The 26,220-nt window shown below is 48.8% G+C and carries 28 protein-coding genes, 1 tRNA gene and 1 pseudogene; 23 read left to right on the top strand and 7 right to left on the bottom strand.

The window, feature by feature from the left end; genetic code table 11:
* The first annotated feature begins 215 nt into the window (after positions 1-215).
* From noc to D3P07_RS25430, 5 genes are all read left to right on the top strand, one after another.
* A complete protein-coding gene (gene noc / locus D3P07_RS25450; RefSeq protein ID WP_119803647.1) occupies positions 216-1,034 on the top strand; it encodes a nucleoid occlusion protein in 819 nt (272 codons plus the stop codon).
* A 105-nt stretch (positions 1,035-1,139) separates the two neighbouring features.
* A complete protein-coding gene (locus D3P07_RS25445; RefSeq protein ID WP_119803645.1) occupies positions 1,140-1,913 on the top strand; it encodes a ParA family protein in 774 nt (257 codons plus the stop codon).
* Complete coding sequence (locus tag D3P07_RS25440) at positions 1,894-2,745, top strand: ParB/RepB/Spo0J family partition protein (RefSeq protein ID WP_119803643.1); 852 nt, start codon at positions 1,894-1,896, stop codon at positions 2,743-2,745. Before D3P07_RS25445 ends, D3P07_RS25440 begins: the two co-directional genes overlap by 20 nt.
* Before the next feature lie 118 nt (positions 2,746-2,863).
* Entirely contained in the window at positions 2,864-4,036 is a 1,173-nt protein-coding gene (locus D3P07_RS25435) for an aminotransferase class V-fold PLP-dependent enzyme (protein WP_119803641.1), read from the top strand.
* A gap of 15 nt (positions 4,037-4,051) precedes the next feature.
* Positions 4,052-4,534, top strand: a complete 483-nt coding sequence (locus D3P07_RS25430) for a DUF4446 family protein (protein WP_119803639.1) — start codon at positions 4,052-4,054, stop codon at positions 4,532-4,534.
* An 11-nt stretch (positions 4,535-4,545) separates the two neighbouring features.
* Here D3P07_RS25430 and yyaC read toward each other — a convergent pair whose 3' ends face one another.
* Positions 4,546-5,154, bottom strand: coding sequence for a spore protease YyaC (gene yyaC, locus D3P07_RS25425; RefSeq protein WP_119803637.1), 609 nt, complete (start codon positions 5,152-5,154; stop codon positions 4,546-4,548).
* Positions 5,155-5,262: 108 nt separating this feature from the next.
* Between yyaC and D3P07_RS25420 the strand changes: the two genes are divergently transcribed.
* From D3P07_RS25420 to D3P07_RS25400, 5 genes are all read left to right on the top strand, one after another.
* Positions 5,263-5,502, top strand: coding sequence for a putative Se/S carrier protein (locus D3P07_RS25420; protein WP_119803635.1), 240 nt, complete (start codon positions 5,263-5,265; stop codon positions 5,500-5,502).
* A 37-nt stretch (positions 5,503-5,539) separates the two neighbouring features.
* Positions 5,540-6,394 (top strand): mechanosensitive ion channel family protein, encoded by an 855-nt coding sequence (locus D3P07_RS25415; protein ID WP_119803633.1) that lies wholly within the window; start codon positions 5,540-5,542, stop codon positions 6,392-6,394.
* Between the two features lie 2 nt (positions 6,395-6,396).
* Positions 6,397-6,615, top strand: coding sequence for a DUF951 domain-containing protein (locus D3P07_RS25410; RefSeq protein WP_119803631.1), 219 nt, complete (start codon positions 6,397-6,399; stop codon positions 6,613-6,615).
* A 93-nt stretch (positions 6,616-6,708) separates the two neighbouring features.
* Positions 6,709-6,799 (top strand) — tRNA-Ser (locus D3P07_RS25405).
* Between the two features lie 143 nt (positions 6,800-6,942).
* Positions 6,943-8,718 (top strand): WG repeat-containing protein, encoded by a 1,776-nt coding sequence (locus D3P07_RS25400; RefSeq protein ID WP_182914511.1) that lies wholly within the window; start codon positions 6,943-6,945, stop codon positions 8,716-8,718.
* A 631-nt stretch (positions 8,719-9,349) separates the two neighbouring features.
* Here the strand turns inward: D3P07_RS25400 and D3P07_RS25395 are convergent.
* A complete protein-coding gene (locus D3P07_RS25395) occupies positions 9,350-9,532 on the bottom strand; it encodes a YjzC family protein (protein ID WP_119803627.1) in 183 nt (60 codons plus the stop codon).
* A gap of 227 nt (positions 9,533-9,759) precedes the next feature.
* Between D3P07_RS25395 and rpsF the strand changes: the two genes are divergently transcribed.
* From rpsF to D3P07_RS25370, 4 genes are all read left to right on the top strand, one after another.
* Positions 9,760-10,044: a 30S ribosomal protein S6 gene (gene rpsF, locus D3P07_RS25390; protein ID WP_119803625.1), complete on the top strand. Its 285-nt coding sequence runs from the start codon at positions 9,760-9,762 to the stop codon at positions 10,042-10,044.
* A 37-nt stretch (positions 10,045-10,081) separates the two neighbouring features.
* On the top strand, positions 10,082-10,606 hold the full coding sequence (gene ssb / locus D3P07_RS25385) for a single-stranded DNA-binding protein (protein ID WP_119803623.1): 525 nt from the start codon (positions 10,082-10,084) through the stop codon (positions 10,604-10,606).
* Between the two features lie 25 nt (positions 10,607-10,631).
* Positions 10,632-10,913, top strand: a complete 282-nt coding sequence (gene rpsR / locus D3P07_RS25380) for a 30S ribosomal protein S18 (RefSeq protein WP_116048423.1) — start codon at positions 10,632-10,634, stop codon at positions 10,911-10,913.
* 1,006 nt (positions 10,914-11,919) lie between these two features.
* On the top strand, positions 11,920-13,107 hold the full coding sequence (locus D3P07_RS25370) for an MFS transporter (RefSeq protein WP_119803689.1): 1,188 nt from the start codon (positions 11,920-11,922) through the stop codon (positions 13,105-13,107).
* 130 nt (positions 13,108-13,237) lie between these two features.
* Here D3P07_RS25370 and D3P07_RS25365 read toward each other — a convergent pair whose 3' ends face one another.
* A complete protein-coding gene (locus tag D3P07_RS25365; RefSeq protein ID WP_119803621.1) occupies positions 13,238-13,681 on the bottom strand; it encodes an Lrp/AsnC family transcriptional regulator in 444 nt (147 codons plus the stop codon).
* Positions 13,682-14,097: 416 nt separating this feature from the next.
* Between D3P07_RS25365 and D3P07_RS25360 the strand changes: the two genes are divergently transcribed.
* The gene (locus D3P07_RS25360; RefSeq protein ID WP_119803619.1) at positions 14,098-15,570 is read left to right on the top strand and encodes a SulP family inorganic anion transporter; all 1,473 of its coding nucleotides are present in this window, start codon (positions 14,098-14,100) and stop codon (positions 15,568-15,570) included.
* Between the two features lie 64 nt (positions 15,571-15,634).
* On the opposite strand, the gene D3P07_RS25355 is transcribed toward D3P07_RS25360, so the two are convergent.
* The 3 genes from D3P07_RS25355 to D3P07_RS25345 all read right to left on the bottom strand — a co-directional run bounded on the left by D3P07_RS25355 (position 15,635) and on the right by D3P07_RS25345 (position 18,023).
* The gene (locus tag D3P07_RS25355; RefSeq protein ID WP_119803617.1) at positions 15,635-17,023 is read right to left on the bottom strand and encodes a TrkH family potassium uptake protein; all 1,389 of its coding nucleotides are present in this window, start codon (positions 17,021-17,023) and stop codon (positions 15,635-15,637) included.
* Positions 17,010-17,672, bottom strand: coding sequence for a potassium channel family protein (locus tag D3P07_RS25350; RefSeq protein ID WP_119803615.1), 663 nt, complete (start codon positions 17,670-17,672; stop codon positions 17,010-17,012). The genes D3P07_RS25355 and D3P07_RS25350 overlap by 14 nt, the downstream gene beginning before the upstream one ends.
* A 114-nt stretch (positions 17,673-17,786) precedes the next feature.
* Entirely contained in the window at positions 17,787-18,023 is a 237-nt protein-coding gene (locus D3P07_RS25345) for a hypothetical protein (RefSeq protein WP_119803613.1), read from the bottom strand.
* Positions 18,024-18,314: 291 nt separating this feature from the next.
* Between D3P07_RS25345 and D3P07_RS25340 the strand changes: the two genes are divergently transcribed.
* The 6 genes and pseudogenes from D3P07_RS25340 (at position 18,315) to mnhG (ending at position 23,990) form a co-directional block, all read left to right on the top strand.
* Positions 18,315-21,185, top strand: a complete 2,871-nt coding sequence (locus tag D3P07_RS25340; RefSeq protein WP_119803611.1) for a Na+/H+ antiporter subunit A — start codon at positions 18,315-18,317, stop codon at positions 21,183-21,185.
* A complete protein-coding gene (locus D3P07_RS25335; protein WP_119803609.1) occupies positions 21,186-21,524 on the top strand; it encodes a Na(+)/H(+) antiporter subunit C in 339 nt (112 codons plus the stop codon).
* Entirely contained in the window at positions 21,517-23,007 is a 1,491-nt protein-coding gene (locus tag D3P07_RS25330) for a Na+/H+ antiporter subunit D (RefSeq protein ID WP_119803607.1), read from the top strand. The genes D3P07_RS25335 and D3P07_RS25330 overlap by 8 nt, the downstream gene beginning before the upstream one ends.
* A gap of 17 nt (positions 23,008-23,024) precedes the next feature.
* A pseudogene (locus D3P07_RS25325) lies at positions 23,025-23,351 on the top strand (Na+/H+ antiporter subunit E); the annotation flags it as partial.
* Positions 23,348-23,632, top strand: coding sequence for a Na(+)/H(+) antiporter subunit F1 (locus D3P07_RS25320; protein WP_119803603.1), 285 nt, complete (start codon positions 23,348-23,350; stop codon positions 23,630-23,632). The pseudogene D3P07_RS25325 and the gene D3P07_RS25320, both read left to right, overlap by 4 nt.
* Positions 23,622-23,990 (top strand): monovalent cation/H(+) antiporter subunit G, encoded by a 369-nt coding sequence (gene mnhG / locus D3P07_RS25315; protein ID WP_119803601.1) that lies wholly within the window; start codon positions 23,622-23,624, stop codon positions 23,988-23,990. Before D3P07_RS25320 ends, mnhG begins: the two co-directional genes overlap by 11 nt.
* Before the next feature lie 139 nt (positions 23,991-24,129).
* Here mnhG and D3P07_RS25310 read toward each other — a convergent pair whose 3' ends face one another.
* On the bottom strand, positions 24,130-24,483 hold the full coding sequence (locus D3P07_RS25310; protein WP_119803599.1) for a DUF4870 domain-containing protein: 354 nt from the start codon (positions 24,481-24,483) through the stop codon (positions 24,130-24,132).
* Between the two features lie 224 nt (positions 24,484-24,707).
* Between D3P07_RS25310 and D3P07_RS25305 the strand changes: the two genes are divergently transcribed.
* The gene (locus D3P07_RS25305) at positions 24,708-25,757 is read left to right on the top strand and encodes an LCP family protein (RefSeq protein WP_119803597.1); all 1,050 of its coding nucleotides are present in this window, start codon (positions 24,708-24,710) and stop codon (positions 25,755-25,757) included.
* A gap of 8 nt (positions 25,758-25,765) precedes the next feature.
* The gene (locus tag D3P07_RS25300; RefSeq protein WP_119803595.1) at positions 25,766-26,176 is read left to right on the top strand and encodes a CBS domain-containing protein; all 411 of its coding nucleotides are present in this window, start codon (positions 25,766-25,768) and stop codon (positions 26,174-26,176) included.
* The last annotated feature ends 44 nt before the right edge of the window (positions 26,177-26,220 follow it).

The raw sequence follows: 26,220 nt of genomic DNA, 5'->3' as shown, positions 1-26,220 counted from the left end.
ATCATTTCCTTTGTCAAGCAGGAGATCAATCGAAGCAAGTCGAATTTATTGGATATCGAAAATTTCGTTCAATTAGAATGTAGAAGTTTCTCCTCGAAAGGTAGTCTAAGCTTGTAAAGATATAAGGTACGTTTTGATGGAATGAACGGCTATTCATCATGCGTCAAACGTAAAGAGCTTAGGATTTATTACAGGGTCGGGTGGTAGTCATCGATATGAAAGAACAACTTTCTCGATTGTTCGGTTTATCCGAGCAGCGTACGGGGCAAGAAGAAGTGCGTCAAATACCGATTGGTGATATCGATACGAGTCCGTTCCAACCTCGTACGGTATTCGATGATGAGCGGATCGATGAATTGTGTCAGACAATCAGGACACATGGCGTCATTCAGCCTATCGTTGTTCGTATCCGCAATAATCGTTATGAGATTATTGCCGGTGAGAGACGATGGCGTGCAGTGACAAAGCTGGGTTTGGATACTATTCCGGCTATCGTTCGCGAGTTCAATGATTCTCAGACGGCTTCCATCGCGCTAATTGAAAATTTGCAGCGTGAAGGGTTAACGGCTATTGAGGAAGCGGTTGCTTATCAAAAACTGATTGAACTTCACCAATTAACGCAAGAGAGCTTGGCACAGCGTCTAGGGAAGAGTCAATCGACCATTGCGAACAAGCTTCGGTTGTTAGCTCTGCCAGAGACAATCAAGATCGCATTGATGGAACGAAAAATTACGGAACGGCATGCTAGAGCGCTATTGTCTCTCGATACGGAAGAGCTGCAACTAAAAGTATTGGAAGAGGTATTGGCAAAGGATCTCAATGTAAAGCAGACCGAAGTGCGTATTGCCTTTTTGAAGGAGTCGGCCAAAGCTAAGAAAGCTAAGCGGATTTCGTTTACAAAGGATGTGCGTTTGGCGCTTAATACAATCAGACAATCGATCGAGATGGTCTCAGGGTCTGGTTTGCAAATCAAGACCAACGAGAAGGATCACGAAGATCATTACGAGATTGTTATTCAAATTCCGAAAAGATAAGCTATCTTCCCATATTTTATTCTCATTCAGACAACTATTAGCCGCCTTCATATGAGGGCGGCGATGCCATTTGTACAAAAGTTTCACTCATGAGGTGAGTTAGAAGTGTCGAAAATTATTGCAATTGCAAATCAGAAGGGCGGTGTCGGTAAGACGACAACGTCTGTTAACTTGGCGGCCTGCCTCGCTTCGTTGGGCAAAAAGGTGCTGCTGGTGGATATCGATCCCCAGGGCAATACAACAAGCGGACTAGGCATTAATAAAGCGGATGTGCCGAATTGTATCTACGACGTGCTGATTAATGACGTACATCCGAAGGATGCAATGGTTGAAACCAGCGTGCCGGGACTCACCGTCATACCCGCAACCATCCAGCTAGCTGGTGCAGAGATTGAATTGGTACCAACAATCTCTAGAGAACTAAGATTGAAGAAGTCACTTCACATGGTAAAGAATCAATTTGACTATGTACTCATTGATTGTCCTCCTTCCTTAGGGATTCTGACGATTAACTCGTTGACTGCTGCGGATTCCGTACTTATTCCTATTCAATGTGAATATTATGCGCTTGAAGGCTTGAGCCAGCTGTTGAATACAGTACGGCTTGTTCAAAAGCACTTGAATACGACCTTGCAAATTGAAGGTGTGCTTCTGACGATGTTGGATGCAAGGACAAATCTTGGTATTCAAGTCATTGAAGAGGTGAAGAAGTACTTCCAGCAGAAGGTATATCAGACGATTATCCCTCGCAATGTACGTCTGAGCGAGGCGCCGTCTCATGGACAAGCAATCATCACATACGATCCGAGATCAAAAGGTGCAGAAGTTTATCTTGAACTGGCGAAGGAAGTGATCATGTATGAGCAAGCGGCTAGGTAGAGGGCTTGATGCGTTAATCCCATCACTATCCGTGAATGATGATGATAAAGTCATTGAAGTGCCGATTAATCAGCTGCGTGCAAATCCATATCAGCCGCGCAAAACCTTCGACGAGGATTCAATCAAGGAATTGGCTGAATCGATTAAACAGCATGGCGTTATCCAGCCTATTATTGTACGGACTGTTCTTAAGGGCTATGAGATTATTGCGGGTGAGCGGAGATTCCGTGCATCGCAATATTGTGGCAATCTGACAATTCCGGCGGTCGTGCGTTCATTCTCGGATCAGCAGGTGATGGAGATTGCATTAATCGAGAATCTTCAACGTGAAGATCTGAATGCAATGGAAATAGCAGTAGCCTATCAAGCCTTAATAGACAAGTTCAATCTGACTCAGGAAGAGTTGAGCTTGAAGGTAGGGAAGTCCCGTTCCCATATCGCGAACTTTGTTCGGTTATTGACACTCCCGGCTGAAATTAAAGATTATGTTTCACGTGGAACAATTTCAATGGGGCATGCAAGAGCTTTAGCTGGCATTAAGGAACAACCGGTTCAGAAGGAATTGGCGGAATTAACTGTTAGCGCTGAATGGAGCGTTCGTGAGCTGGAGGATGCGATACAAAAGCTGGATTCCAAGCAAACACAGCAGCAAAAGACGCAAAAGCAAAAAAAGAGAGATCCATACATTGAATCGCTTGAAGAAAACCTGCGTGAGCAATTCAAAACAACGGTGAAAATCAAGCAGCAAAAGGATAAAGGGAAGATTGAGATTCAGTACTACAACAAGCAGGATCTGGAGAGATTGCTTGAACTGCTTCAGCGTATGGCTTAATTAAATAATCATTCGTTCTGAATGAAGGGAACAATGGCATATCCAAGTTGTAATCTTTCCATTGAAGGATTAAACTAAGATATGCCATTGTCATTTCAATGGGGAAAGGAGCGTTCAGATGAGCAGAGAAGGACAGCCATTCATCTATCTGGACCATGCGGCCACATCTTGGCCGAAACCGCCGGAAGTGACGGAAGCGGTCGTGCAGGCGACGCTCCATGATGCGGCGAATCCCGGAAGAGGCAGTCATGCTATGGCCGTACGGGCGAGTCGGATATTATTTGAGACAAGAAAGCAATTGGCTAAGCTGTTTCATATTAAAAATCCAAATGATATTGCATTTGCTTCTAATACAACCATGGCGCTTAATATGGCGATCAAGGGCTGGCTGAAGCCAGGGGATCATGTCATCGCGACTGCGGTAGAACATAATTCGGTAAGAAGGCCGCTGTATTATTTGGAACAGACGATCGGGATTGAAGTGAGTTACATTGAGTCGGACTTGACGGGCAAACTAAAGGTGGAAGATGTGGAGTCTGCTATAAGACCACATACCACGTTAATCATAATGAATCATAGCTCCAATCTGCTAGGCACCATTATGCCAGTAGCTGATGTCGGGGAGCTGGCGCGAAAGAACGGAATCAAACTGCTCGTTGATGCGGCTCAGAGTGCAGGTATATTGCCAATCGACGTAGAGGCAATGGGTATTGATATGCTGGCTTTTCCGGGACATAAAGGATTGTTGGGACCACAGGGTACAGGCGGGCTGTATATCTCCCCGAATATGGAGATTGAACCGCTGCTGCATGGTGGGACAGGAAGCCAGTCGGAAGCGCTGCATCAGCCGCATGTGAGGCCGGACCGCTACGAGGCGGGTACACAGAACACGCCAGGGTTGGCAGGGCTTCAAATGGGCGTTAGACACGTCCTGAAGGAAACCGCAGCATCTATTCATGCTAAGGAATGGGCGCTGTCACAGCGGCTTCTGGAGGGTCTCAGCAGCCTGAATCCTGTGCAGCTGTTAGGACCCGGAATTGGGGAAGAGAGAACAGGCATTGTGGCGTTCAATGTGGCGGGTATTGACCCATCTGAATTGTCGTTTATATTGGATCAGCACTACAACATTGCCGTAAGAGCGGGATTCCATTGTACGCCGATGGCACATATGGCGGCAGGTACGTCTGCCACAGGAGCGATCAGAGCAAGCGTAGGCATATATACAACGACGGCTGAAGTAGAAGCGCTCTTGCATGCGATTAAGGAAATTACAGAGCAATACGGGATATAGGGGATGGGATGAATCATGGACGAGTGGTATTTGGACCCGATATTTATTATTACAGCGGTACTGGCTATTATCGTATTATTGTTGTTCATACGGGTGTTGGGGCTGGGGTCGAAACTGAAAAAGCTTCGCAATCAGTATCTGGCTGTGATGGGGGATACGGGTGTAACGAATATTGAAGAAGTTGTAGTCAGTCTGAAAAACCAACTGGACGAGCAGCGTGAGCAGATCGATCGTCTGCAAAACGAGCTGAGAGGCGTTCAAACGGTACTGCCTCAGATGAAGACGAAGCTGGGCATTCATCGGTACAATGCATTTTCCGATGGAGGCAGCGATTTGAGCTTTTCCATTGCAATTGTGAATGAAGAAAAGGATGGAGCGGTATTCTCCGGACTGCATAGCCGTGATAGCACGTATGTGTATGCGAAGCCGGTAGAGAAGGGCGAATCCCCTTATCCGCTCACGCCGGAAGAGCGCAAGGCGATGCAGGAAGCGAAATAAGCGGCTTTCAGTTAAGTGAGATCCGCTGCGGCTGTCTGATCACGTACAGAGGAAGAAATATGCATATGGTTGGCGATCGCTGTGAATAGACTGGTTGCGATCACATCCGACATTCTCATGACGAGATGAAGCCTTGTATTCTGCAAGACGAAATATTCCATGAATCCACCTACGTTCACGATGCCGGTCACATGAATGTCTCCGACGGGGGGCAGATCTTTATTCACGCCGGCGCCTGGACGAACAGGACCTTCGCCGATCTGGATGCAGCCGACGCTTGCGACCTGGCCGAGACAGGCATCAATGCCGATAATAAATGGTTTGTCGAACTTGCGATTGATATCGATAAGCGTATCCTCCAGATTCATCGCATGTACAGGATCCTCGAGCGTGCCGTAGAGATGGAAATTCGGGCTGCGGTACTTAAGCAGCGAGGTGCCAATGAGCGGCCCCAGCGCATCGCCGGTAGAACGGTCCGTACCAATGCAGACAATAACGATCGGACGATTCGAAGGGAGACCTTCCAAGAAACCGGAAAGACGATTCACCAGCATGCCAACGATATTTGCAGTCGTGTAGGGCACCTTGAACGGGGCATCCTTCATAAATGGTAGTTTCATAGAATCCCTCCTAATAACGCTTATATGATACTAGTATATGGATGGGACAACCATTTTATACGTCGTGCAACAAGAGAATTCAGGATAAAGAAGGGAAGGGATGTCCGTATGCTGATCGCATTTGATTCCACACAGCAGGCGCTGCGCGCAGAGATGCTGCTTGAATATGCAGAAGTGGAGATCGATATTTGTCCGACGCCGAAGGAGATAACCGCGGGCTGCGCGTTATCCATCCACTTCCCGGAAGAAGATTTGAGCAGGGTGAAAGAGGTAATGGATCAGGAACGGGTTGAAATAAGAGGCATCTTCAAACCGATTGAAGCAGGGTATGAACAGCTAGAGCTATAGCAGGGCGTCCATTAGGGATGTATGGAGATGATGAATAATGAATAAGTGGTATCATAGCTTGCTGGATACGCTCACCGACAGCAATACGTGGGAGGATCTTGGGATAACCGCTATACGTATTGTGTTGATTATTGCAATCAGCAAGATGATTATGTGGATTCTACATAAGTCGCTGGACCGTATCGTGCTGGAGCGTGCCAGCAAGCATCCGCCGAGCCAGGCGCGCCGAATGACAACGGTAGGGAAGCTTGTCAAAAACGTTGTGACGTATATCATGTACTTTATCGTGTTTATGCTGCTGTTGTCGGAGGTCGGCATTAATTTGGGGCCGCTGCTTGCAGGAGCTGGCGTAGTGGGCATCGCAATCGGCTTCGGCGCTCAGAGCCTCGTGAAGGACATTCTAACCGGCTTCTTCATCATACTGGAGGATCAATTCGCAGTAGGCGACGTCATTCAGACAGGCACATTCAAAGGGACTGTAGAGGTTATTGGCCTGCGTACGACGAAGATATTAAGCTGGACAGGCGAAGTGCATATGGTTCCGAACGGCATGATTAATGAAGTGACGAACTTTTCGGTCAATAATACGCTTGCTGTAGTGGACGTGCTGGTTGCCTATGAGGCGCAAGTGGACAAGGCGATGAGCATCATATCCGATACGATGAACCAGCTGGAGCATGAGAACCTGGTGAATAAGCCAGAGGTATTGGGCGTACAGTTGATGTCCGCCACATCGGTAACGATTCGTGTGACAGGGGAATGCAAGCCGAACACGCATCATATGGTGGCCAGGGCGATGAACAAGGCTATTAAGGATGCGCTGGACCGCAACGGCATTGAAGTACCGTATCCGCGCATGGTGACGTATCAGAGAACGTATGAGGAGGGGTAAGGATGGATCGGAAGCATTTTGAGCTTGGGGATATTGTTCAGATGAAGAAGCAGCATCCTTGCGGCACGAATGAGATGGAGATTATCCGCATGGGCATGGATATCCGGATCAAGTGCGTAGGGTGCAAGCATAGCGTCCTTATTCCAAGAATGAAATTCGAGAAAAACATGAAGAAAGTGCTTCGCTCAAAGGCTAGCGAAGAGGGACAGAGTGAGCAATAACGGGCGATTTGTTGCACGTGGAATTTCAGTTTAAAGTCATGAAAAAGGTGCTTGCGGAGAGACAAGTTGTGTGATATATTATTTATTACATGCGGAGAGGTACCCAAGAGGCCCAAGGGGGCTGACTCGAAATCAGCTAGGCGTGTCAAAGCGTGCGTGGGTTCGAATCCCACCTTCTCCGCCATAACGAATCAAACGAACAGCGATCTCAGATGAGATCGTTTTTTTGTTGTTCTATTGGAGAAAGAAGGAAATGGAAGAGTCAAGGAGAATCAATAGTCTGTATAAATAATTAACTGCGGAAGGGATGCTAGAAGAATGAAGAGCATGACAAAGGTATTACTATCGATCAGCTTGCTGATCACGATGATGTTCCCTATAACCGCAACAGCGGCGGCTAACAAAGCCATCTCGGAGATCATTATCCAACCACAGTACGACGACATTACCGTATTCGAGAATGGAGTCGCATTCGTCGAGAAGGACGGCAAATGGGGACTGATTGATCGGAAAGGAACGTATGTGACTCCTCCTCAATATGAGAACAGCTCGCTAACCTTTACTGAGGGACTGGCGGATGTATCTAAGAATGGCAAGTGGGGATTTATCGATCAGAAAGGCAAAGAAATTATAAAGCCGCAGTTTCCGGTGCAGCCGGGCGACTTTGTAGAGAGTCGCGCAGCAGTATCCGATGGCGATTACTGGGGATTTATAAATAAAGAAGGGAATGTCGTGATCGACTATCAATATGTTGAAGTATCCAACTTCTATAAGGGTTATGCGCTGGCACTGACGGAGGATAAAGGGATTGTATTTCTCGATAAAAACGGCAAGTTAGCAGCTGAGACAAATATGTATTATGTAGAGGAGTTGCAGTACGTTAATCCGTACGAATACTCGGACTATGTATGGTTAATGGATGAGAACGGAAAATGGGCGTTCTATTCGTATGACGGGAAGCAGATCATTCAGCCAACTTATCGAACGCCACTGTCATTCATCTGGCGTGATTACGTTCTGGAGCAGTCCAATATGTTCAGCGAGGGCAAGGCGATTGTAACGAATGATAAGTATGAACGTTTTCTGATAGATGAGAAAGGGAAAGCAACTCCTATATTGGCAGCATACAAAGGCTCGCCGTTATTGGCTGTTGGTGCGTACAGGGAAGGTATGGTTATGGCTAGTCTGTTGAATGAAAACAAAGCGCCAACGTGGGGATTTCTGGATCATACAGGAAAAGAAATAGTGAGTCCCACCACATACCTGGAGATTCAAGATTTCTCTGAAGGCGTGGCAGCGGTACAGAACAAAGCAGGAACATGGGGCTATATCAACAAGAAGGGACAGACAGTCGTCCCGCATAGCTATGATTACGGCTTTCCCTTCAACAATGGCCTCGCATGGGTCATGATGAAGGGCAAGTGGGGGATGATTGACCAGAAAGGAAAGGTTGTCGTACCGCTTAAATACGAGCCGCTGGATGAGGAGTGGCAGATGGGTGATTTCCGGGATGGTTATGTGCTTGTGTTCAATGGCTCGACCTATAACTTTGTGAACGCCAAAGGCGAAGAAGTGTATATGGACGGATTTGAGGGCGCTTGGCACTTCAGCGAAGGCATTGGAGCCATCATGGTGAATGGCAAATGGGGTTATATCAGCAAACCTGCCGATATGGTGACAGCTAAGTCAGCATCCGCGAAGGTGATTATTGACGGCAAAGAAGTGGCATTCGAAGCTTACTCCATCAACGGCAACAATTACTTTAAGCTGCGCGACCTCGGTATGGCGTTAAGTGGAACAAGCAAGCAATTCGACGTATCCTATGATGCGAAGAAGGATTCCATTATGCTGGCTGCGGGCAAGGCCTACACGCCGGTAGGCGGAGAGCTTGCAACAACAGGCAAGATGATACATGTCGCAGCTTGGCCAACCACATCCAATGTTTATTTGAACGGCAACAAAGTGGAGCTGGCGGCTTACAAAATAGGCGGGAATAACTACTTTAAACTAAGAGACATCGGCCAAGCTTTCAACTTTGGCATCACGTATGACGAAGCGAAAAAGATGATTGTCATCGATACAACTAAAAGCTACACAGAATAGCAACACTATAAGAAAGAGGACACATGACGTGTCCTCTTTCTTGCGTTCAGACTAGTGGCTGGCTCTGTAACCATTGCCCTTAATTCATGAGCCTCACTCACCCTTCGTCCAAGGGAAATAAGCATTTGAATACCGATATCGCTGCAAAGGCTTATCAATTGAATTAGTAAGTGAGGGAGCAGTTGCTCTAATGATTATTCTGTAAAATGATGTAAAGGGACTTGCTCTATTAACACATCTAACCATTTCAAAAAAAACAGAAAAGAGGACCCTTGCGGGTCCTCTTCCTGACGGTGAGTTGGATTGGTTACGAGTATCAATTCACACTTATTAGCTTGAAACGTTGGAGATCAACATTCCTCATCGGAGTTAATCAGCAAGCGCTTCATGAATCCTCATGAGCACGTATAACCAAGCTACGCAGAAGCGTTCGCTTACTTATAGGCTCGAAATGTGTGTGTTACAGACCGTAGTCTTTAGCACAACCCCTCGCTTCTATGCTGAAGTGAATGAAAAGGAATACGCTTGATTACCTTGCACCAGTTGGTCCAATGGAACCACACCTCTCTTCCACCGTCGAAACTTAGAATGGCCCGTTTACGAATGTTTCATACATGAGGGCTTAAAAAAATTATTTTGGCATCCGAATCCACTTGCGCTCGTGATTTGTGTTCTCAGGGAATCGCTCTCCCTTGTGAAGCGAAACCTTCTTCGGGTTCTCAATGCCCATGTGGAAGGAATTGACGCCCGCCTCAATGTACGTACCGTTGTTTGGAGCACGGTCACCTTGGTTAAACATCGTGAATTCGCCCATTGTCAGCACCTCCAGATGAATGTAGGACTCAGCTTACTGCTATGGCAGAGCAGCATCGTCCATGATTTAGTATGGGCTAAATTCGGAGCGGGCATGTCTGACAGAATTCGGACGCCTGCAAGCCTTGTCATTGCGGGTGGAATTTGATATAGTATAGAGATGCGAGCCTAAGGCTCGTTCCTTGCTCCGCTTTGCGGGGCCGTTAGTCCAAAAGGAGGTGAAACAATATGCGCAAATATGAAGTGATGTACATCATTCGTCCAGACGTAGAGCAAGAGAACGTTCAAGCTTTCGTTGATAAGTTCAATGGCATCATCTCCAACGGTGGAGAGGTTACGAAAACAGACGTAATCGGCAAACGCCGTCTTGCGTATGAGATCAATAAGATTCGTGATGGTTACTTTGTTCTGGTACACTTCAACGCAACAACTGAAGTTGTCAATGAGCTTGACCGTATCATGAAGATTACGGATGAAGTTATCCGTACGTTGATCGTCAGAGACGTAGCTTAATTTTCCACAGGAATTTGTTCAATGGGGAGGTCATGACATGTTGAACCGTGTAATATTGATTGGCAGATTGACGAGGGACCCAGAGCTCCGTTACACGCCAGCCGGAGTAGCAGTGACGCAATTCACGCTAGCCGTAGACCGACCGTTCACGTCGGGTCAAGGAGAGCGCGAGGCGGATTTCATTCCGGTCGTGACGTGGCGCCAGCTTGCGGAGACCTGTGCCAATTACTTGCGTAAAGGCCGTCTGACGGCTGTAGAGGGGCGCATTCAAGTGCGGAACTACGAGAACAATGAGGGCAAGCGTGTGTATGTAACGGAAGTTATTGCAGACAACGTCCGGTTCTTGGAGTCGAGCCGCGAAGGTGGAGCTCCGCGTGAGGAAAGCGGAGGCGGGTACAGCAGCGGTGGCAATACGGGCGGCTATAGTGGAGGCGGCAACGGCAACCCTTCAAGTAGCGGCGGGAATAGCGGCAACCGTTCGAATCAATCACGGAACGACAATGATCCGTTCAAGGATGACGGACGCCCGATTGACATTTCCGAAGATGATTTACCATTCTAACTATTGACGATAAGGAGGATGTATCATGGGCTTTAAGCAAAGAGAAGGCGGCGATGAGCGTCCAGAACGCAAATTCGGCGGCCGTAAAGGCGGACGTAACAAACGTCGTAAAGTTTGTTACTTCACTGTGAACAAAATTTCTCACATTGACTATAAAGACACTGATTTGCTGAAAAAGTTTATTAGCGAGCGCGGCAAAATTTTGCCACGTCGTGTAACAGGCACAAGCGCGAAATACCAACGTTTGCTGACTGTTGCAATTAAACGTTCCCGTCAAATCGCATTGCTGCCATACACGACTGAATAGTCGAATGTTTAAAATGGAGGACCCTTTAATTAGGGTCCTCCATTTTTTGTTGTATGCCCAGCATGGGTGTCATCTCTAAGGAATCCGGCTAATGTGCAAGGGTTGAGAGCAAGTTCGGTGAGACCTAGCGGAGGTTCGGGCTTGGTCGTATTCAAGCACGCCTTGCGAAGACCAGCCCAATCGTAATTGTTCAGCTGGTCATGAATTTGGAGTCCAACCTTCTGCCTATTCATGAGGTAGAAGCCTATGGACTTTCCATTGAGAAAGCGGACTTGCAAAATTATTTGCTGAATATAACGGAAGATGCGGAGGTAAACATATGAACGCACAAGGTGCGGTATTCCGATTGATGTACGAGGATGGGAGCTGGTATTTTGCTAGCGTCCGGATCGGGTGTACGAGCGGCATTCGACCGGACCGAAGTCAATAAGTCCCGCATTAAATCAATGCAGAGAATTTATTAAAAATCATGGATTTAGATGTGAATATACAGATAGTACAGAAACGGCCGCCCAATATGTTAAATAATCCAGTAATACCAATATTGCAGCGATATAGATTTCTAATCGAAACTGAAGTAGCTCAAAGTGAAGAGCGTATGGTCAAAGCAATTAAAATTCTAGAAACATTTGAACATCAGGTACATATAGTTGGGAGTTACTCGACCACAGTTCTTTAGTTATTATGAAGACAATGGTTGTTAAGCTATCGGGTAACATTAGTTTAAATCCAGGAGCAGCTTGCCGAAGCGGTAGCTGCTTCTTCTTATTTCATTAAGCTAACGGGCAGGTTGGCACAGTCATGGTGGCTAAAATACGATAACCATTAAAATTAAAAGTAAACATTATAAAATAAATGGATTATCCTTGTGATTAGGTTTCACTACCTTTAATGCTGTATGCACAATGAGAGCTTATTTATATAAGCTTATCAAAGATAGCAAGTGAGCATTTTGAGCTATCTCAAAATACAGATTAAAGGAGCATTATTTGTGATCTCGAACGAAATGAATTCCCTCAATGATGACATCGATGCCAAAAATGAAAGTCTTCCATGGACAAGTCTGCTGGCTTTAGCTATGGCAGGATTTATCTGCATACTTACGGAAAGTCTGCCTGCGGGGCTGCTACCCCAGATTGCGACTGATCTTGGCATAACGCAGGGGCTGGCCGGACAACTAGTTACGTTATATGCAGTAGGCTCTCTGCTAGCTGCAATACCGTTGACCACAGCGACACGAGGGTGGAGACGTAGACCGCTTTTGCTGCTTTGTATCACAAGTTTTCTGGTATTTAACACGGTGACTGCTTTATCTTCGGTGTATGCTATAACGCTAATCGCCCGTTTCTGTGCAGGAGTAGCAGCGGGGGTGTTGTGGGGAATGACTGCAGGTTATGCACGCCGTATGGTGCCTGAGTCGCTAAAAGGAAAAGCCATGGCCGTCGCTATGGTCGGCACACCTTTGGCATTGGCGCTTGGGGTTCCGATAGGAACATTTTTCGGAACGTATGCAGGCTGGCGCCTGATCTTTGGAACAGTATCCATATTGACGCTGGCCCTCATCGCATGGGTGCTCTGGAAAGTGCCGGATTATGACGGTGAGCCCGCTCAGGATCAACTCCCATTGCATAAAATCTTTTTTATACCTGGAATTCGGCCTATTTTATTTGTAGTTCTCGGCTGGGTGCTAGCTCACAATATATTGTATACCTACATTTCTCCTTTTCTGGTCAACACGGCTCTGGCCCACAGAGTGGATCTGATTCTGCTTATTTTCGGCGTGACTTCAGTGATCGGCATTTGGATAATTGGGTTGCTGATTGATCATTTTATGAGAATACTGGTTTTATCAAGCATTGCGATATTTGCCATTGCCTCAGCGACAATGGGTATCTGGATAAATCAGCCGGTCGTCATCGTCTTCGGTGTCATTGCATGGGGAATGACCTTTGGCGGAGCAGCCACATTACTACAGACAGCCATTGCACTTGCAGGAGGGCAAAGTGCGGATATCGCTCAATCCATGCTGGTAACGGCGTGGAATCTCGGAATTGGTGCAGGGGGAATTGTTGGTGCTATCCTGCTTGATTGGATCGGGGCGAGATTCCTACCAGGTTCATTGGTTCTTTTGTTGCTAATTACCCTTCTTGTAGCTTGGACCGCCCGAAAACATGGTTTTCCTAGAACTCGCTAAAGGTGAATGTTTAGATCGGGTAAGATCAGTTGTCAGGAACACCTTGTAAAACGACTTCCTGCATTATATGAAAGATCGCCCCAATCCACGTAACCGATGGATGGGCGGTCTTTGAATAAATACGTAATACTTAAATGAGGGGATTGGTTCCTTCAATCAGGTTTTTATGCGCAATAGGCGAAGACATCGCGATAAGTGTAGTGTAGGTCCCGTATTTGTCACACTGATCTCCAAACGCTTCTAGGTCCGCAATGGAGTCAGTCATGACTTTTAATAAATAGTTATGTTCCCCGCTTACGCGATAACACTCCACAACTTCGGGCGAAGAACGGCAGAAATCAAGGAAAGCATTACATTCTCTGGTCCGAAAAAGCAGGTACGATGTACTTTGTTTTCCTATTTTGTGGGGATTAATAACGGTACGGTACTCTTCGATCACACCGCTTTCTTCCAGTCGTTTCACGCGTTCCGTGACGGCTGGCTGTGATAGTCCCACCAACTTTCCCAATTCGGTCATGGACAATCTGGCCTGGTTTTCCATATGAAACAGGATGTTTTTATCGATCTGATCCACATTATCGCTTCCTTTTAATGTATAAGATATTTGGGGAAGGTTCCTTCAGATTAACGGCGAGTGAAGCCCAATACTTGGGAAATCTAATGTAATGCAAAGGAAGTTATTAATATAATAAACACACTATCTTTAATTAATCAAGTTGGTATTCCTTGGGCTCTTTTTTGCTATGCAGGGAAGGGAGCTGCTAATGAGATGCAGACGATGAATAGGGTGGTTAACCGACGATATAAGAGAAATGAAATGCGGAGCATAATAGAGGATAGTTAAGAAATATAGTCATTAATCCGCTTACATAAGAAAGAAATAAGATGAATAACGAAACAACTCTATGTATAATAAGTAACGTTGACCACCGGCCCCGACCTTTCTGAGAGTGGAAGGTCACCCATATACAACATAGAGGAGGATTTCTTATTTTATTGTCAAAACTGAAAAACACCTGGTTCTTCAACATCCGAGGCGATGTTCTGGCGGGGATTACGGTAGCGCTGGCTTTGATACCGGAGGCTATCGCATTCTCGATTATTGCCGGCGTTGATCCCATGGTAGGACTGCATGCTTCATTCTGCATCGCGGTTATCATCTCCATTGTAGGAGGACGCCCGGGCATGATATCCGCCGCTACCGGGGCAATGGCGGTTCTCATGGTGACTTTGGTTGCTGATCATGGACTGGAGTATCTGTATGCCGCCACAATCTTAACGGGCATCCTGCAGTTTATAATTGGCTCGCTCAAGCTGGGGCGATTCATTACGTTCGTGCCGCAGTCTGTCGTAACCGGCTTTGTGAATGCGCTGGCGATATTGATCTTTATGACGCAGCTCGTTCAATTCGAAGGAGCCACTTGGGTGATGTATGCATTAGTTGCGGCCACGCTGCTCATCATCTACGGGCTGCCCCGCATTACGAAGGCTGTGCCTTCAGCGCTTGTCGCGATTATCGTGATGACCTGCGTAACGGTATTTGGCGGCATTCAGGTGAACACGGTAGGAGATATGGGCGAGATTACACGCTCGTTGCCACTCTTCCATGTGCCGGATATCCTGCTTAATTGGGACACGCTCGCTATTATTTTCCCAGTGTCGATGACGCTGGCGATAGTAGGACTGCTGGAGTCGCTGATGACCGCAACTATTCTGGATGAAGCGACGAATACTAAAAGCGATAAAAATAAAGAAGTACGCGGTCAGGGCATTGCCAATACGGTGACGGGTTTCTTCGGAGGCATGGCCGGATGCGCTATGATTGGCCAATCGGTTATTAATGTGAAGTCCGGCGGCAGGGGCCGCTTGTCGACGCTGACCGCTGGCATTGTGCTTCTGTTCCTCATTATGGTGCTGGGGGATGTCGTTCGGGTCATTCCGATGGCTGCTTTGGTCGGGGTTATGTTTATGGTATCCATCGGCACCTTCGACTGGCGATCTATTCTGGATATGAGGAAAATCCCAATGTCCGATACGCTGGTCATGGTGACGACCGTAGCAGTCGTCGTGTATACGCATGATCTTGCCAGAGGTGTTATGGTAGGCGTGATCATGAGCGCGCTGATCTTCGGCTGGAGGATTGCACGTATACAGGGGGTCTCAGAGTTGGAAGCGGGCGGACGCAAGGTGTACCATATTCGCGGGCAGATGTTCTTCGGAACGATGAGCCACTTCGCGGATCTGTTCGATCCGCAGGGCGACCCCGATCGTATTGCGATCGACTTCTCTGACTCCCATGTATGGGATCATTCCGCAGTGACGGCAATTTCCAAGGTTGTGGGCAAGTATGAGCAGTTGGGCAAGACGGTAGACATCCTTGGACTGAATGAAGAGAGCCGCCGGATGGTGGATAAGATCGGATTATCCCAACCATCGGGACACCAATGGCACAAACCTAGTTAATGAAGGATATGTAAAGGCCCGCAACGCTTGTCGTTGCGGGCCTTCCTTGTAGGTGATCGGCTGATTATCCGATCAAGATATGGTCCTCTGGATATCCGATCTTGGAGGTTTGTTTCTTCTGCGATAAGGCGAAGGCAAGGGTGAGTGGTCCAAGCCGGCCGATGAACATCGTAATGGCGACAATCACTTTGCCAATTGGTGATAGCTCGGCTGTAAGCCCCATGGAAAGACCAGTTGTACTGAAGGCCGAGGTTGCTTCGAAGAGTACCTCCAGGAAGTGATCCTCCAGCATATCCTCCGTAATCGTCAGCAGCAGTGTGACAAGGAGTACACAGGCAAGCGAGCTAATCACGACAGCCAGCGCCCGCATGACCGTATCTTGCGATATCTTGCGCTTGAACGCATGAATTTGCCCGCCCCCGCGGAAGGTGTTGAACGTAGCCAACAGCAGGACGACTACGGTATTAATCTTGATGCCACCGCCGGTACCGCCGGAGGCGGCCCCAATGAACATGAGGATAATCAGCAGGAACTGGGATACAGCGAGCATGCTGCCGATATCAACGGTATTGAACCCCGCGCTTCTCGGGGTAAAGCTTTGGAAGATCGAAGCCATGATTCGCTCGCCGAAAGACAGCTCCCCGTAGGTTGCGCTGTTCCAGCTCTCCAGCAGAAACAGGAGCAGGAATCCCATGACGGACAGGATGGCCGTGGCCAGAATGACGATCTTGGAATGCAAGGACAGCTTGCGCCAGGAACGCTTGCGGAATATGTCCACGATCACGATATAGCCAAGGCCGCCGACGACGAACAAGGTAATGATGATGAAGTTGACGATCGGATCGCCAACATGCTGGCTTAGTCCATCGGACCAAAGCGCAAAGCCTGCATTATTGAAGGCGGAGACCGAATGGAACAAGGCGTAATAGGCAGCGTGTGCAAGTCCCATCTCGTTCTCCCAGCGCAGCGTCAAGATTAAAGTCGCGATCGATTCGAACAGAAACACAATTAGCACCATATACAACGATAGCCGCACCAGTCCTTGTGCAGAAGTCGCTTGTGTAGAGTGCTGGATAATGAGGCGATGCTTCAGTCCTATTTTTTTGCCTAACAGGATGGCTACCATGACGCCCAAGGTCATGAAGCCGATGCCGCCAATCTGGATAAGAATCATAATGATAACTTGTCCGGCGATAGAGAAGGCTGAGCCGGTGTCCAGTACGACTAGACCGTTCACACAGACGGCTGAGACAGATGTGAATAATGCATTAAGCACACCGACAGACTGTCCGTTACTGGAAGAGAAGGGCATGCTCAGCAGCACGGTGCCGATACAGATTAAGAAGAAGAACACAATCGTTATCAACTGAGGCGGACTGATATTGCCCTTCAACCGGTTGATCGTTCGCTCGACAAAGCTCAATTCATTGCGCCTCGTTCTAAGGGCGTCCATAATCGTTCTCCAAATCTCTTATATCATCATAGCTGCCAATAATGAGAAGGATATCTCCGGTATGAATCGCATCTTCGGCTTTCGGCGATACGTTAATGTTTTGACCTGTCTTGATGGCCATAATGGTACATCCGTATCGGGCGCGAATGTTCAGATCTTTCAGCGATAGACCGTTCATGGCAGGAGGGGCTAGGATCTCGGACAGATTGTATTCCGGCGACAACTCGATATAATCGATCAGGTTGTCGGAGCTGAGCTGATTACCCAGCCGGATGCCCATATCTCGCTCAGGATAGATCACATAATCCGCACCGATCTTATTGAGCACGTTCCCGTGCATTTCATTGCGGGCTTTGGCCGTTACCTTCGGCACCTTAAGGTCCTTCAGCAGCAGCGTGGTCAGAATGCTCGCCTGCAGGTCGTCGCCGATTGCGACAATGGCATGCGTGAAGTTGCTCGCGCCAAGTTCGCGCAGCACAGACTCGTCCGTACAGTCGGCCTGGAGCGCGTGGGTCGCAGTAGACGCCATCTCCTGCACAAGGTGCTCATTCTTATCAACTGCCAGCACTTCATGGCCGTTCTCGATCAGCGTGCGTGTCAGGCTGGAGCCGAAGCGTCCCAAGCCAATGACCAAAAATTGTTTCTTCATTAATGAATCACATCCTGGCAATAGTGGGTTCAAGCAGGAGCCTGATGCTGGTAATTTTGCTTGATGTGTTTCATGATAGGAGACAACATTCCTTTTGTCAAAGGCAAATTCAGCTTATTGAGGAACGGATCGCTTAACGATTCGGACGTATTCTCTCGGTTGATAGGGTGTATAGATCGTTCCATCGCGGCTTGAGTTGTAATCATCGTAGATTCTGTAAGAACCTTCTTGTACAGGAGGATGCATCGAATAGGAATCATGATCCTTTCTGATATGATGGTGTGCGATTGCGCTTAAGCCAATCAGTGACAAGGACAGAATCGCACATAACGTTATTTTGGTTTTCAGCACAGGTTTTACTCACTCCTTTTATAATGAGTAATCCCCTTGGGGTGCTGATTTCATTCCGATGCTGGTAATTTCTTTTGACAACGAATGGGCTGAAAGCTATAATTGACTTACATTTTGTGCGTAAGCATTCATAGGTTTGAAGTGGAGGAGCCTGCCAACAGCGGGCTCTTTTTGCGTTTTTTTGGGGTTATCCGATCCAAATGGTGATCAAGCTGGGCAGTATGGCTTGGTTTTCCTTCTGATGGGCAATACTGTTGTTGAATTATGGATACTACAATAGGAGGTTGCATCTTGGTTATTCTTCATCTCGCCATTATTTTGCCTTTTCTATTCGCGATTGGCGCGCCTATTCTGCACAAGCTGCTTCCGCGCGTCCATGTGGGATGGCTGATGCTGCCGGTGCCGGCGGTACTGTTCGCGTATATGCTGAGTCTCATTCCTGTTATACGGGAACAGGGGCCCCAAGAGGGGACGATCTCATGGATGCCGTCACTAGGCGTGAATGTACATGTCTATGCAGACGGACTGTCGCTGCTGTTCTCGCTCCTGATAACGGGAATCGGATCTCTGGTGCTCTTGTATTCCATCTTCTATCTGAATAAGAACAAGGAGAAGCTTGTTCGCTTCTATGTCAGCTTGATGCTGTTCATGGGGGCGATGCTAGGACTTGTGCTGTCGGACAATCTGATGGTGCTGTACGGATTCTGGGAGTTGACGAGCATATCGTCATTCCTGTTGATTGCCTTCTGGCATGAGCGGGAGAAATCGAATTATGGGGCGTTGAAGTCGCTGCTTATTACGGTATTCGGCGGTTTAGCGATGTTCGCGGGCTTCCTGCTGCTGTACGTGATGTCCGGTACATTCAGTATCCGGGAGCTGATTGGCGATGCCGCGGCGATTGCGGGACATGATCTGTTTATTCCGGCGATGCTCCTGATTCTGCTCGGGGCGTTTACGAAATCAGCGCAATTTCCTTTCCATATCTGGCTGCCGGATGCGATGGAGGCGCCGACACCGGTCAGCGCTTATCTCCATTCTGCAACGATGGTGAAGGCGGGTATCTATCTGGTAGCGCGCATGAGCCCGATCTTCGCAGGAGAGGCGTTATGGCTATGGCTGGTCTCCGGACTTGGCTTGTTGACGCTGGTCTATGGTTCATATCGCGCGTTGAAGCAAGTCGATCTAAAGTCAATGCTGGCCTTCTCCACGATCAGTCAGCTGGGACTGATCATGAGCTTATTCGGTCTTGGCTCGGCAGCAGCTCTATACGCAGGGACGCCACAAGCTGAGTTCTTCAGCAAAGCGACAATGGCCGCCGTTTTTCACCTGCTGAATCACGCCATTTTCAAGGGCGCTTTGTTTATGGTCGTCGGCATTGTCGATCATGAGACGGGGACGAGGGATATCCGCAAGCTTGGCGGACTAATGTCCGTCATGCCGATCACCTTCACTATTGCGATGATAGGGTCGTTCTCTATGGCCGGCATTCCGCCGTTCAATGGTTTCCTCAGCAAGGAGATGTTCTTTACCGCCGTGTTGAATATACGAAACATGGACCTGTACGGCATGGATGTATGGGGAACGCTATTCCCGGTTATCGCATGGGTGGCCAGCATCTTCACATTTGTATACAGCATGCTGATTGTCTTCCGCACGTTCGGTGGCAAGCCTCAGTTCGATAAGCTGGAGAAGCAGCCGCATGAAGCGCCGCTTGGCCTGCTGCTATCGCCGGTGGTGCTAGCCACACTCGCTATCGTATTCGGGTTATTCCCGAATTTGGCATCCTATTCGCTTATCGAGCCGGCTATGGCTGCCGTCCATCCAGGACTGCTTGGTCCGGGTGAGCAGTTCTTGGTGTCCATCGACCTATGGCATGGCTTTACGATGGAGCTGTTCATGACGGCTGGAGTCGTGGCAATCGGTCTCATCCTGTTCTTTATTCATAAGCGGACAGCTGTGCTGAATCAGCCTTTATTCGCCAAAGCAACCCTGAACCGGAGCTACGACGGCGGCCTTCGTATGATCGACCGTGTATCCCATGCCATTACAAGGGTATATATGACGGGATCCATCCGTCATTACCTGATCTATATCTTTGCCTTTCTGATTCTGGCGATTGGCCTGACTCTATTCACGCAGGATGCCTTCCAGCTGGATATGTCGAGCTTTGCAGATATGAGCTTCTACGAAGCGGCGGTCATGATCGCGCTCGTTATCGCGTCAATTGCTGTGTTGTTCGTCAATTCGCGGTTGATGGCGATTATCTTGACAGGGGCAGTGGGGTATCTCGTCTCGTTGTTCTTCGTTATCTTCAGAGCGCCGGATCTGGCGTTGACGCAGCTAAGTGTGGAGACGGTCTCGGTAGCTTTGTTCCTGCTATGCTTCTATCACTTGCCGAAGTTGAAGAAGGAGCTTGTATCGCTTCGATTCAAGCTCGGGAACTTTATAATTGCGCTTGGGGTAGGCGTAGTGATGACGCTTGTTGCTCTTAGCGCAAGCGGTACGAAGCCGTTTGAATCGATTTCTCATTATTTCCTGGAAAATAGTTATAAGCTCGCGGGCGGCAAAAACGTCGTCAATGTCATCCTTGTGGACTTCCGCGGCTTCGATACGATGCTGGAGATTGTCGTGCTTGGCATTGCCTCATTCGGCATCTATGCCATGATCATGCTAAAGCTGAAGGAGGATGGGATAGAGGGCTCGTTGTTGCAATCGGGGAAGAACCTTCCGCTTAACGGGTTCAAGAGCAATGATATGATCTTGAAGACGATGGCGAAGCTGGCGATTGTGATTATTCTTGGGTTTTCCCTGTACATGTTCTATATGGGACATAACCATCCCGGCGGCGGATTCATCGGAGCCTTGATGGCATCTGCTGCACTGCTGCTGCTGGGTATGGCGTACGGCATGAAATCGGTGGATAAAGTTGTACCGCTTAATTTTCAGAGATTGACTGCACTTGGTATTGTTATCGCCTTGCTGACGGGAATCGGTTCTTTCTTCTTTGACGCGCCATTCCTCAGCCATACCTTTGATTACTTCGATCTTCCGGTCATTGGCGAGCTGGAGCTGGCAACGGCGACGTTGTTCGATCTTGGTGTCTATCTGACGGTTATCGGGGTCGCCATGACGATTATCTTTACGATCGGGAGGGATCAATAGATGGAACTGTATATGTCCTTGACGATCGGCGTGTTATTCACCGTAGGTGTCTATCTGATTCTGTCCAAAAGCCTGCTGCGCATCATTCTGGGCACGTCCTTCCTGACGCATGGCGTTCATCTGCTGCTGCTGACAATGTCGCGCCTTAAGACAGGCTCAGCGCCGCTGCTTGGCGAGCATGCGGAGTCGTATGTCGATCCATTGCCGCAGGCGCTCATATTGACGTCCATCGTCATCAGCTTCGGCGTTACCTCTTTTTTCATCGTGCTTGCTTACAAAGCTTATCAAAAGCTTGGGACAGATGATATGGAACAGCTAAGGGGGGAGAAGAATGAATAATACGTTGGTTCTTCCTCTCATCATCCCGTTGCTGACGGCAGTCATCCTCGTTTTCTTGAAAGGGCGTATTCCGCTGCAACGCTGGATTAGCGGTATAAGCGGAATAGCGAATGTGGCAGTCGCCGCTTACATTCTCTATCAGGTAAAGTCGGAGGGCATTCAGACGCTGTATATGGGCGGCTGGGCGCCTCCATACGGCATTATATTTGTAGCGGATATGCTTGCGGCGCTGCTCGTTCTGGCAACAGCGGTCATCGGCTTGTTCTGCCTGTTCTACTCCTTCCGAAGCATCGGAGAGGAGCGGGAGAAGCATTATTATTATCCGTTGTTTCAATTCTTGCTGGTGGGTGTCAGCGGTTCGTTCCTGACGGGGGATATCTTCAACCTGTTCGTCTGCTTCGAGGTCATGTTGATTTCCTCCTATGCGCTCATCGTACTTGGAGGCACGAAGCTTCAATTAAGAGAATCGCTCAAATATATACTGATTAACATTCTGTCCTCCGCCTTATTTGTAGCCGCGGTTGCGTATCTGTACGGTGTAACCGGTGCGCTGAATATGGCTGATCTGTCCGTGCGTGTCGCAGAAGCGGGGCAAGGCGGTATCCTGAACGTCATTGCTATGCTGTTCATGATCGTATTTGCACTGAAGGCCGGATTGTTCCTGTTCTTCTGGCTTCCGGGCTCCTATGGCGCGCCGCCTGCCGCAATTCGCACGATCTTTGCTGCATTGCTCACCAAGGTTGGTTTGTATGCGCTGCTTCGCACCTTTACGCTCATCTTCTATCACGATCCATCCACTACGCATACATGGATCGGCTGGATGGCAGGGGCGACAATGGTGCTGGGTGCAATCGGGGCACTGGCTTACAAGGACATTCCGCGCATTCTGAATTACAATGTCGTCATCAGTGTCGGCTTTATTGCATTCGGTCTCGTCTCTGCCAATAAGGATGCGCTGGACGGGACAGTGTTCTATCTGCTCCATGATATGATCGGCAAAGCACTGCTCTTCCTGCTTGGCGGCATGATCATCGCGGCCGCAGGGACGAAGAAGCTGTCCGAGATGGGAGGGCTGATCAAGCGTCATCCTTATCTCGGCTGGATGTTCTTCGTCACCGCTCTGGCGATCGCAGGCATACCGCCGCTCAGCGGCTTCGCCGGCAAGCTGATGATCATACGCGGCGGCTTCGCGGCGGAGAACTATGTGCTTGCGGCGCTATCCGTCGCCTCCAGCTTCGTCGTACTGTATTCCTTGATCCGCATCTTTATGGCGGCGTTCTGGGGCAAGGAACGTATGGCTATAGCTGGGACTGTGCCGGTAAGAGCGTCGGATTACCGGATGAAGCTCTGGTCTGGGGCTGGCCTGTTTGTGCTCGTGATTGCAATGGGGCTCGGGGCGGAATGGGTGTACGGATTCGTATCGGAAGCGGGCCAGACCCTAGTGCAGCCGGCTATCTATATTGACGCGGTGCTAAAGGAGTAGATGAGATGGTTATACTGAAGCGGACATGGGCAGGGGTTAAGCTGTTATTTATCTTTAATAGGGAATTGTTCATATCCAGTTACGTCGTACTGAGGCAAATCCTGCAGCCGAAGCTTTCCATCCGGCCTGGCATCTTCGCAATGAAGACGGAGCTGAAGTCGAATTGGGAAATTACGCTGCTCTCCTGCCTGATTTGTCTGACGCCCGGAACGCTTACGCTGGATGTAGCGGGCGACGGGGAGACGCTGTATATTCATGCGATGGATATAGAGGATGCGGAGCAATTATCCCATCAAATCAAAAACTCATTCGAACGAGCCATCATGGAGGTGACGCGCGCATGATGGAAGGATTGCTGCTGTCTGCACTTATTTTGTTGTCGCTGGCTATTATCGGCGCTCTGTACCGTCTGCTCAAGGGCCCGTCCATACCGGACCGGATCGCAGCGCTCGACACCATTGGCATTCTGCTGCTGGCGACGATCGCGGTGCTGGGCATACTGCTCCGGACGACAGCCTACTTCGATATTATTCTGCTTCTCGGCATTCTGACGTTCATCGGCACGACAGCATTCGCGAGATATATAGAGAGGGGTGTAGTCCTTGAGTCTGGGGATGATCGGTGAGTGGCTGATTGGCATACTTATCTTACTTGGAGCAATCGTCTGCGTGATCAGCGTCTTCGGTCTCATCAGGCTGCCGGATGTATATCTGCGATCCCATGCTGCGACCAAAAGCGCGACAATGGGCGTGCTCCTTATCTTGTTTGGCGGATTTCTGTACTTTTGGGCATTCGAGAATCATATCAGCATTAAGTTGCTGCTTGGGATTGTGTTTGTATTCATCACCTCGCCGGTAGCCGGGCATCTGAACGGACGCGCGGCTTATCGTTCCGGTGTGTCGCTATGGAAGGGCAGCGTGCAGGATGATCTGAAGACGGAGAGGAAGCGGATGGAGCAGAAGGACAGCGGGAAGAGCGGGTAGCTGTCACTAGGAGGCTGTGCGGGAGCACAGCCTCTTCTGCGCCCTGGACAGCCGCTACTATAGAAGAAAAGAAGAGAAACCCGTCTAGATGGCGGGTTTCTCTTCTTATTGAGGATTGCTGCCACAAGTGTACGTATGCTTAGAACTTGCCGATTTGCTGCTCCGACCACTCACCGATATAAGGCAGCTTGAACTGCTTGCCCTGAAGCGCGAGAAGCATCAGCGCGATCCAGAGAATGAAGGTAAGCGGAGTCAGAATAAAGGAGACAAGAATGCCAATTATCGGAATGACGCCTAGGATGAGGTGGACGGCCACCAAGATGACAAAGACAGCTGTAGACTGCATGGCATGAAATTTGACGAACCGGCTCTGCTTCTCAATCGCCAGAAATAGGATGCCTGTAATAAATCCGGCCAAGTAACAGAGCAATGCGGCTATCTTCGGGTCCAGTCCGGTCGATGACGGGTCTGGATTGACTTGAATGGGCTGCATGGAGATAAGTTCATCCCTTTCTGATCATCTTCGTTATATAACCAATATATTCGGTTAGGACTAGCAATAGACCCCTCTACTATAGCAAATCTTTCCCAAGAATGGAACGAATGAATTGTAACGGGTTTGTAACCTGCTTGGGCTTTGCTTCGTCTAAAATAAAAAGGGGTATATCACAACTAAATCGACAAAAAGAGATATCGGAATGGAGAGAATGGTAGGATATGAAGAAATATAAACGGGCCTATATCATTAGTGCAGTCGCTCTCGTCATTTTATCACTGGCCTACTTTAACCGCGGTGCGCTGGCTATGATGGGCTTCGACTGGTTCCTGCAGGGCGAGGTGGAGAAGCGGCTGGAGAACACGTATAAGCCGATTGAAGGGCGCGAGCCCAAGCCGGTCAATGTCGACAAAACCAAACAAGATCCGTTCTCGGTGCTGCTGCTTGGCGTCGACCAGCGCGGCAAGGAGGTCGGGCGGTCGGATACGCTAATCTATACGGTCGTACGTCCAAACGACGGCAATATGCTGCTTGTGTCGATTCCGCGGGATATGTATGTGGAGATTGTCGGCAGGGATCGTGAAGACAAGATTAACCACGCTTATGCCTTCGGCGGAGCGGGCATGTCGATGGATACGGTCGAGAAGTTCCTCGATGCGCCGGTCAATTATTATGCTTCCATTAACTTCGAAGGGTTCCGCGCCGCAATTGACGCATTGGGCGGTATTGCGCTTCCGATTGAAGAGGATATTGTAAACAAGGACCCGTACCATGAGAAATTTACCATCAAAGGCGGGCAAGACCTGTATAACGGCAACGATGCGCTGAATTTCGTGCGTTACCGCGAGGATGCCGGCGGCGATATGAGCCGTACGGAGAGACATTCGCAGTTCCTTCATGCTATGATAGAGAAGGCATCCGCGATGAAGCAATGGAGCAAGGTTCCGGAGCTTCTGGACATCATGGGCGAGAACTTCAGCACGGATATGCAGCCGGGCAAGCTGGTTGATTTGGCCCAAAGCATGGTGCAGTCGAAGAACCGCAACATGTACAGTCAGACGATTCTGGGCGAAGGCCACAGGCTGGAAGCCGGAGGAGCTTGGTATTATTTTGCCAATGAAGACGACCTGGCTGGGGTCCAGCTGATGATCAAAAACTGGTTGAACGCCGACACGAAAGCAGGAAGCTTGATTCTTCCTCCGAAATATCAAGACAGCAAGAAAGAGGTAGAAGCGCTCTCTAGTGCGTCGTCGGTGCATGAAACGGAGTGAATGGAAGGATGAATATTGCCTTTTTCCTGCTGCCGAAGCATGAGGTCGTATGTCTGCCGCATGACGCGACGCTCAGACAGGCGCTGGAGCGCATGGAATATCACCGCTATTCTGCCGTTCCCATCATTAATGAAGATGGCGGATATATCGGCACGGTTACAGAGGGAGATCTGCTATGGTTCATGAAGAACCGTCCGGATCTGACGTTCGACAGCTCCTATAAGGTGAAGCTGATCGACGTACCGCTGCGGATTAACAATAAGACGGTGAATATTGATGCTAATATGGACGATCTGATCTCACTTGCCAAAGTGCAGAACTTTGTGCCGGTCGTGGACGATCGCGATCATTTTATCGGAATTGTACGCAGAAGCGAAATTATTGATTATTGCCAGAAGGGACTGTCCCAACGGATCTGAATGATTCAGCGGGGGAGTCCCTTCCCTTTATTACCGGAATACCC

Source organism: Paenibacillus sp. 1011MAR3C5 (assembly GCF_003591485.1).
Classification (GTDB): domain Bacteria; phylum Bacillota; class Bacilli; order Paenibacillales; family Paenibacillaceae; genus Pristimantibacillus.
Note: the sequence above shows the minus strand (reverse complement) of the source record. Positions and strands in the feature narration are given on the sequence as shown.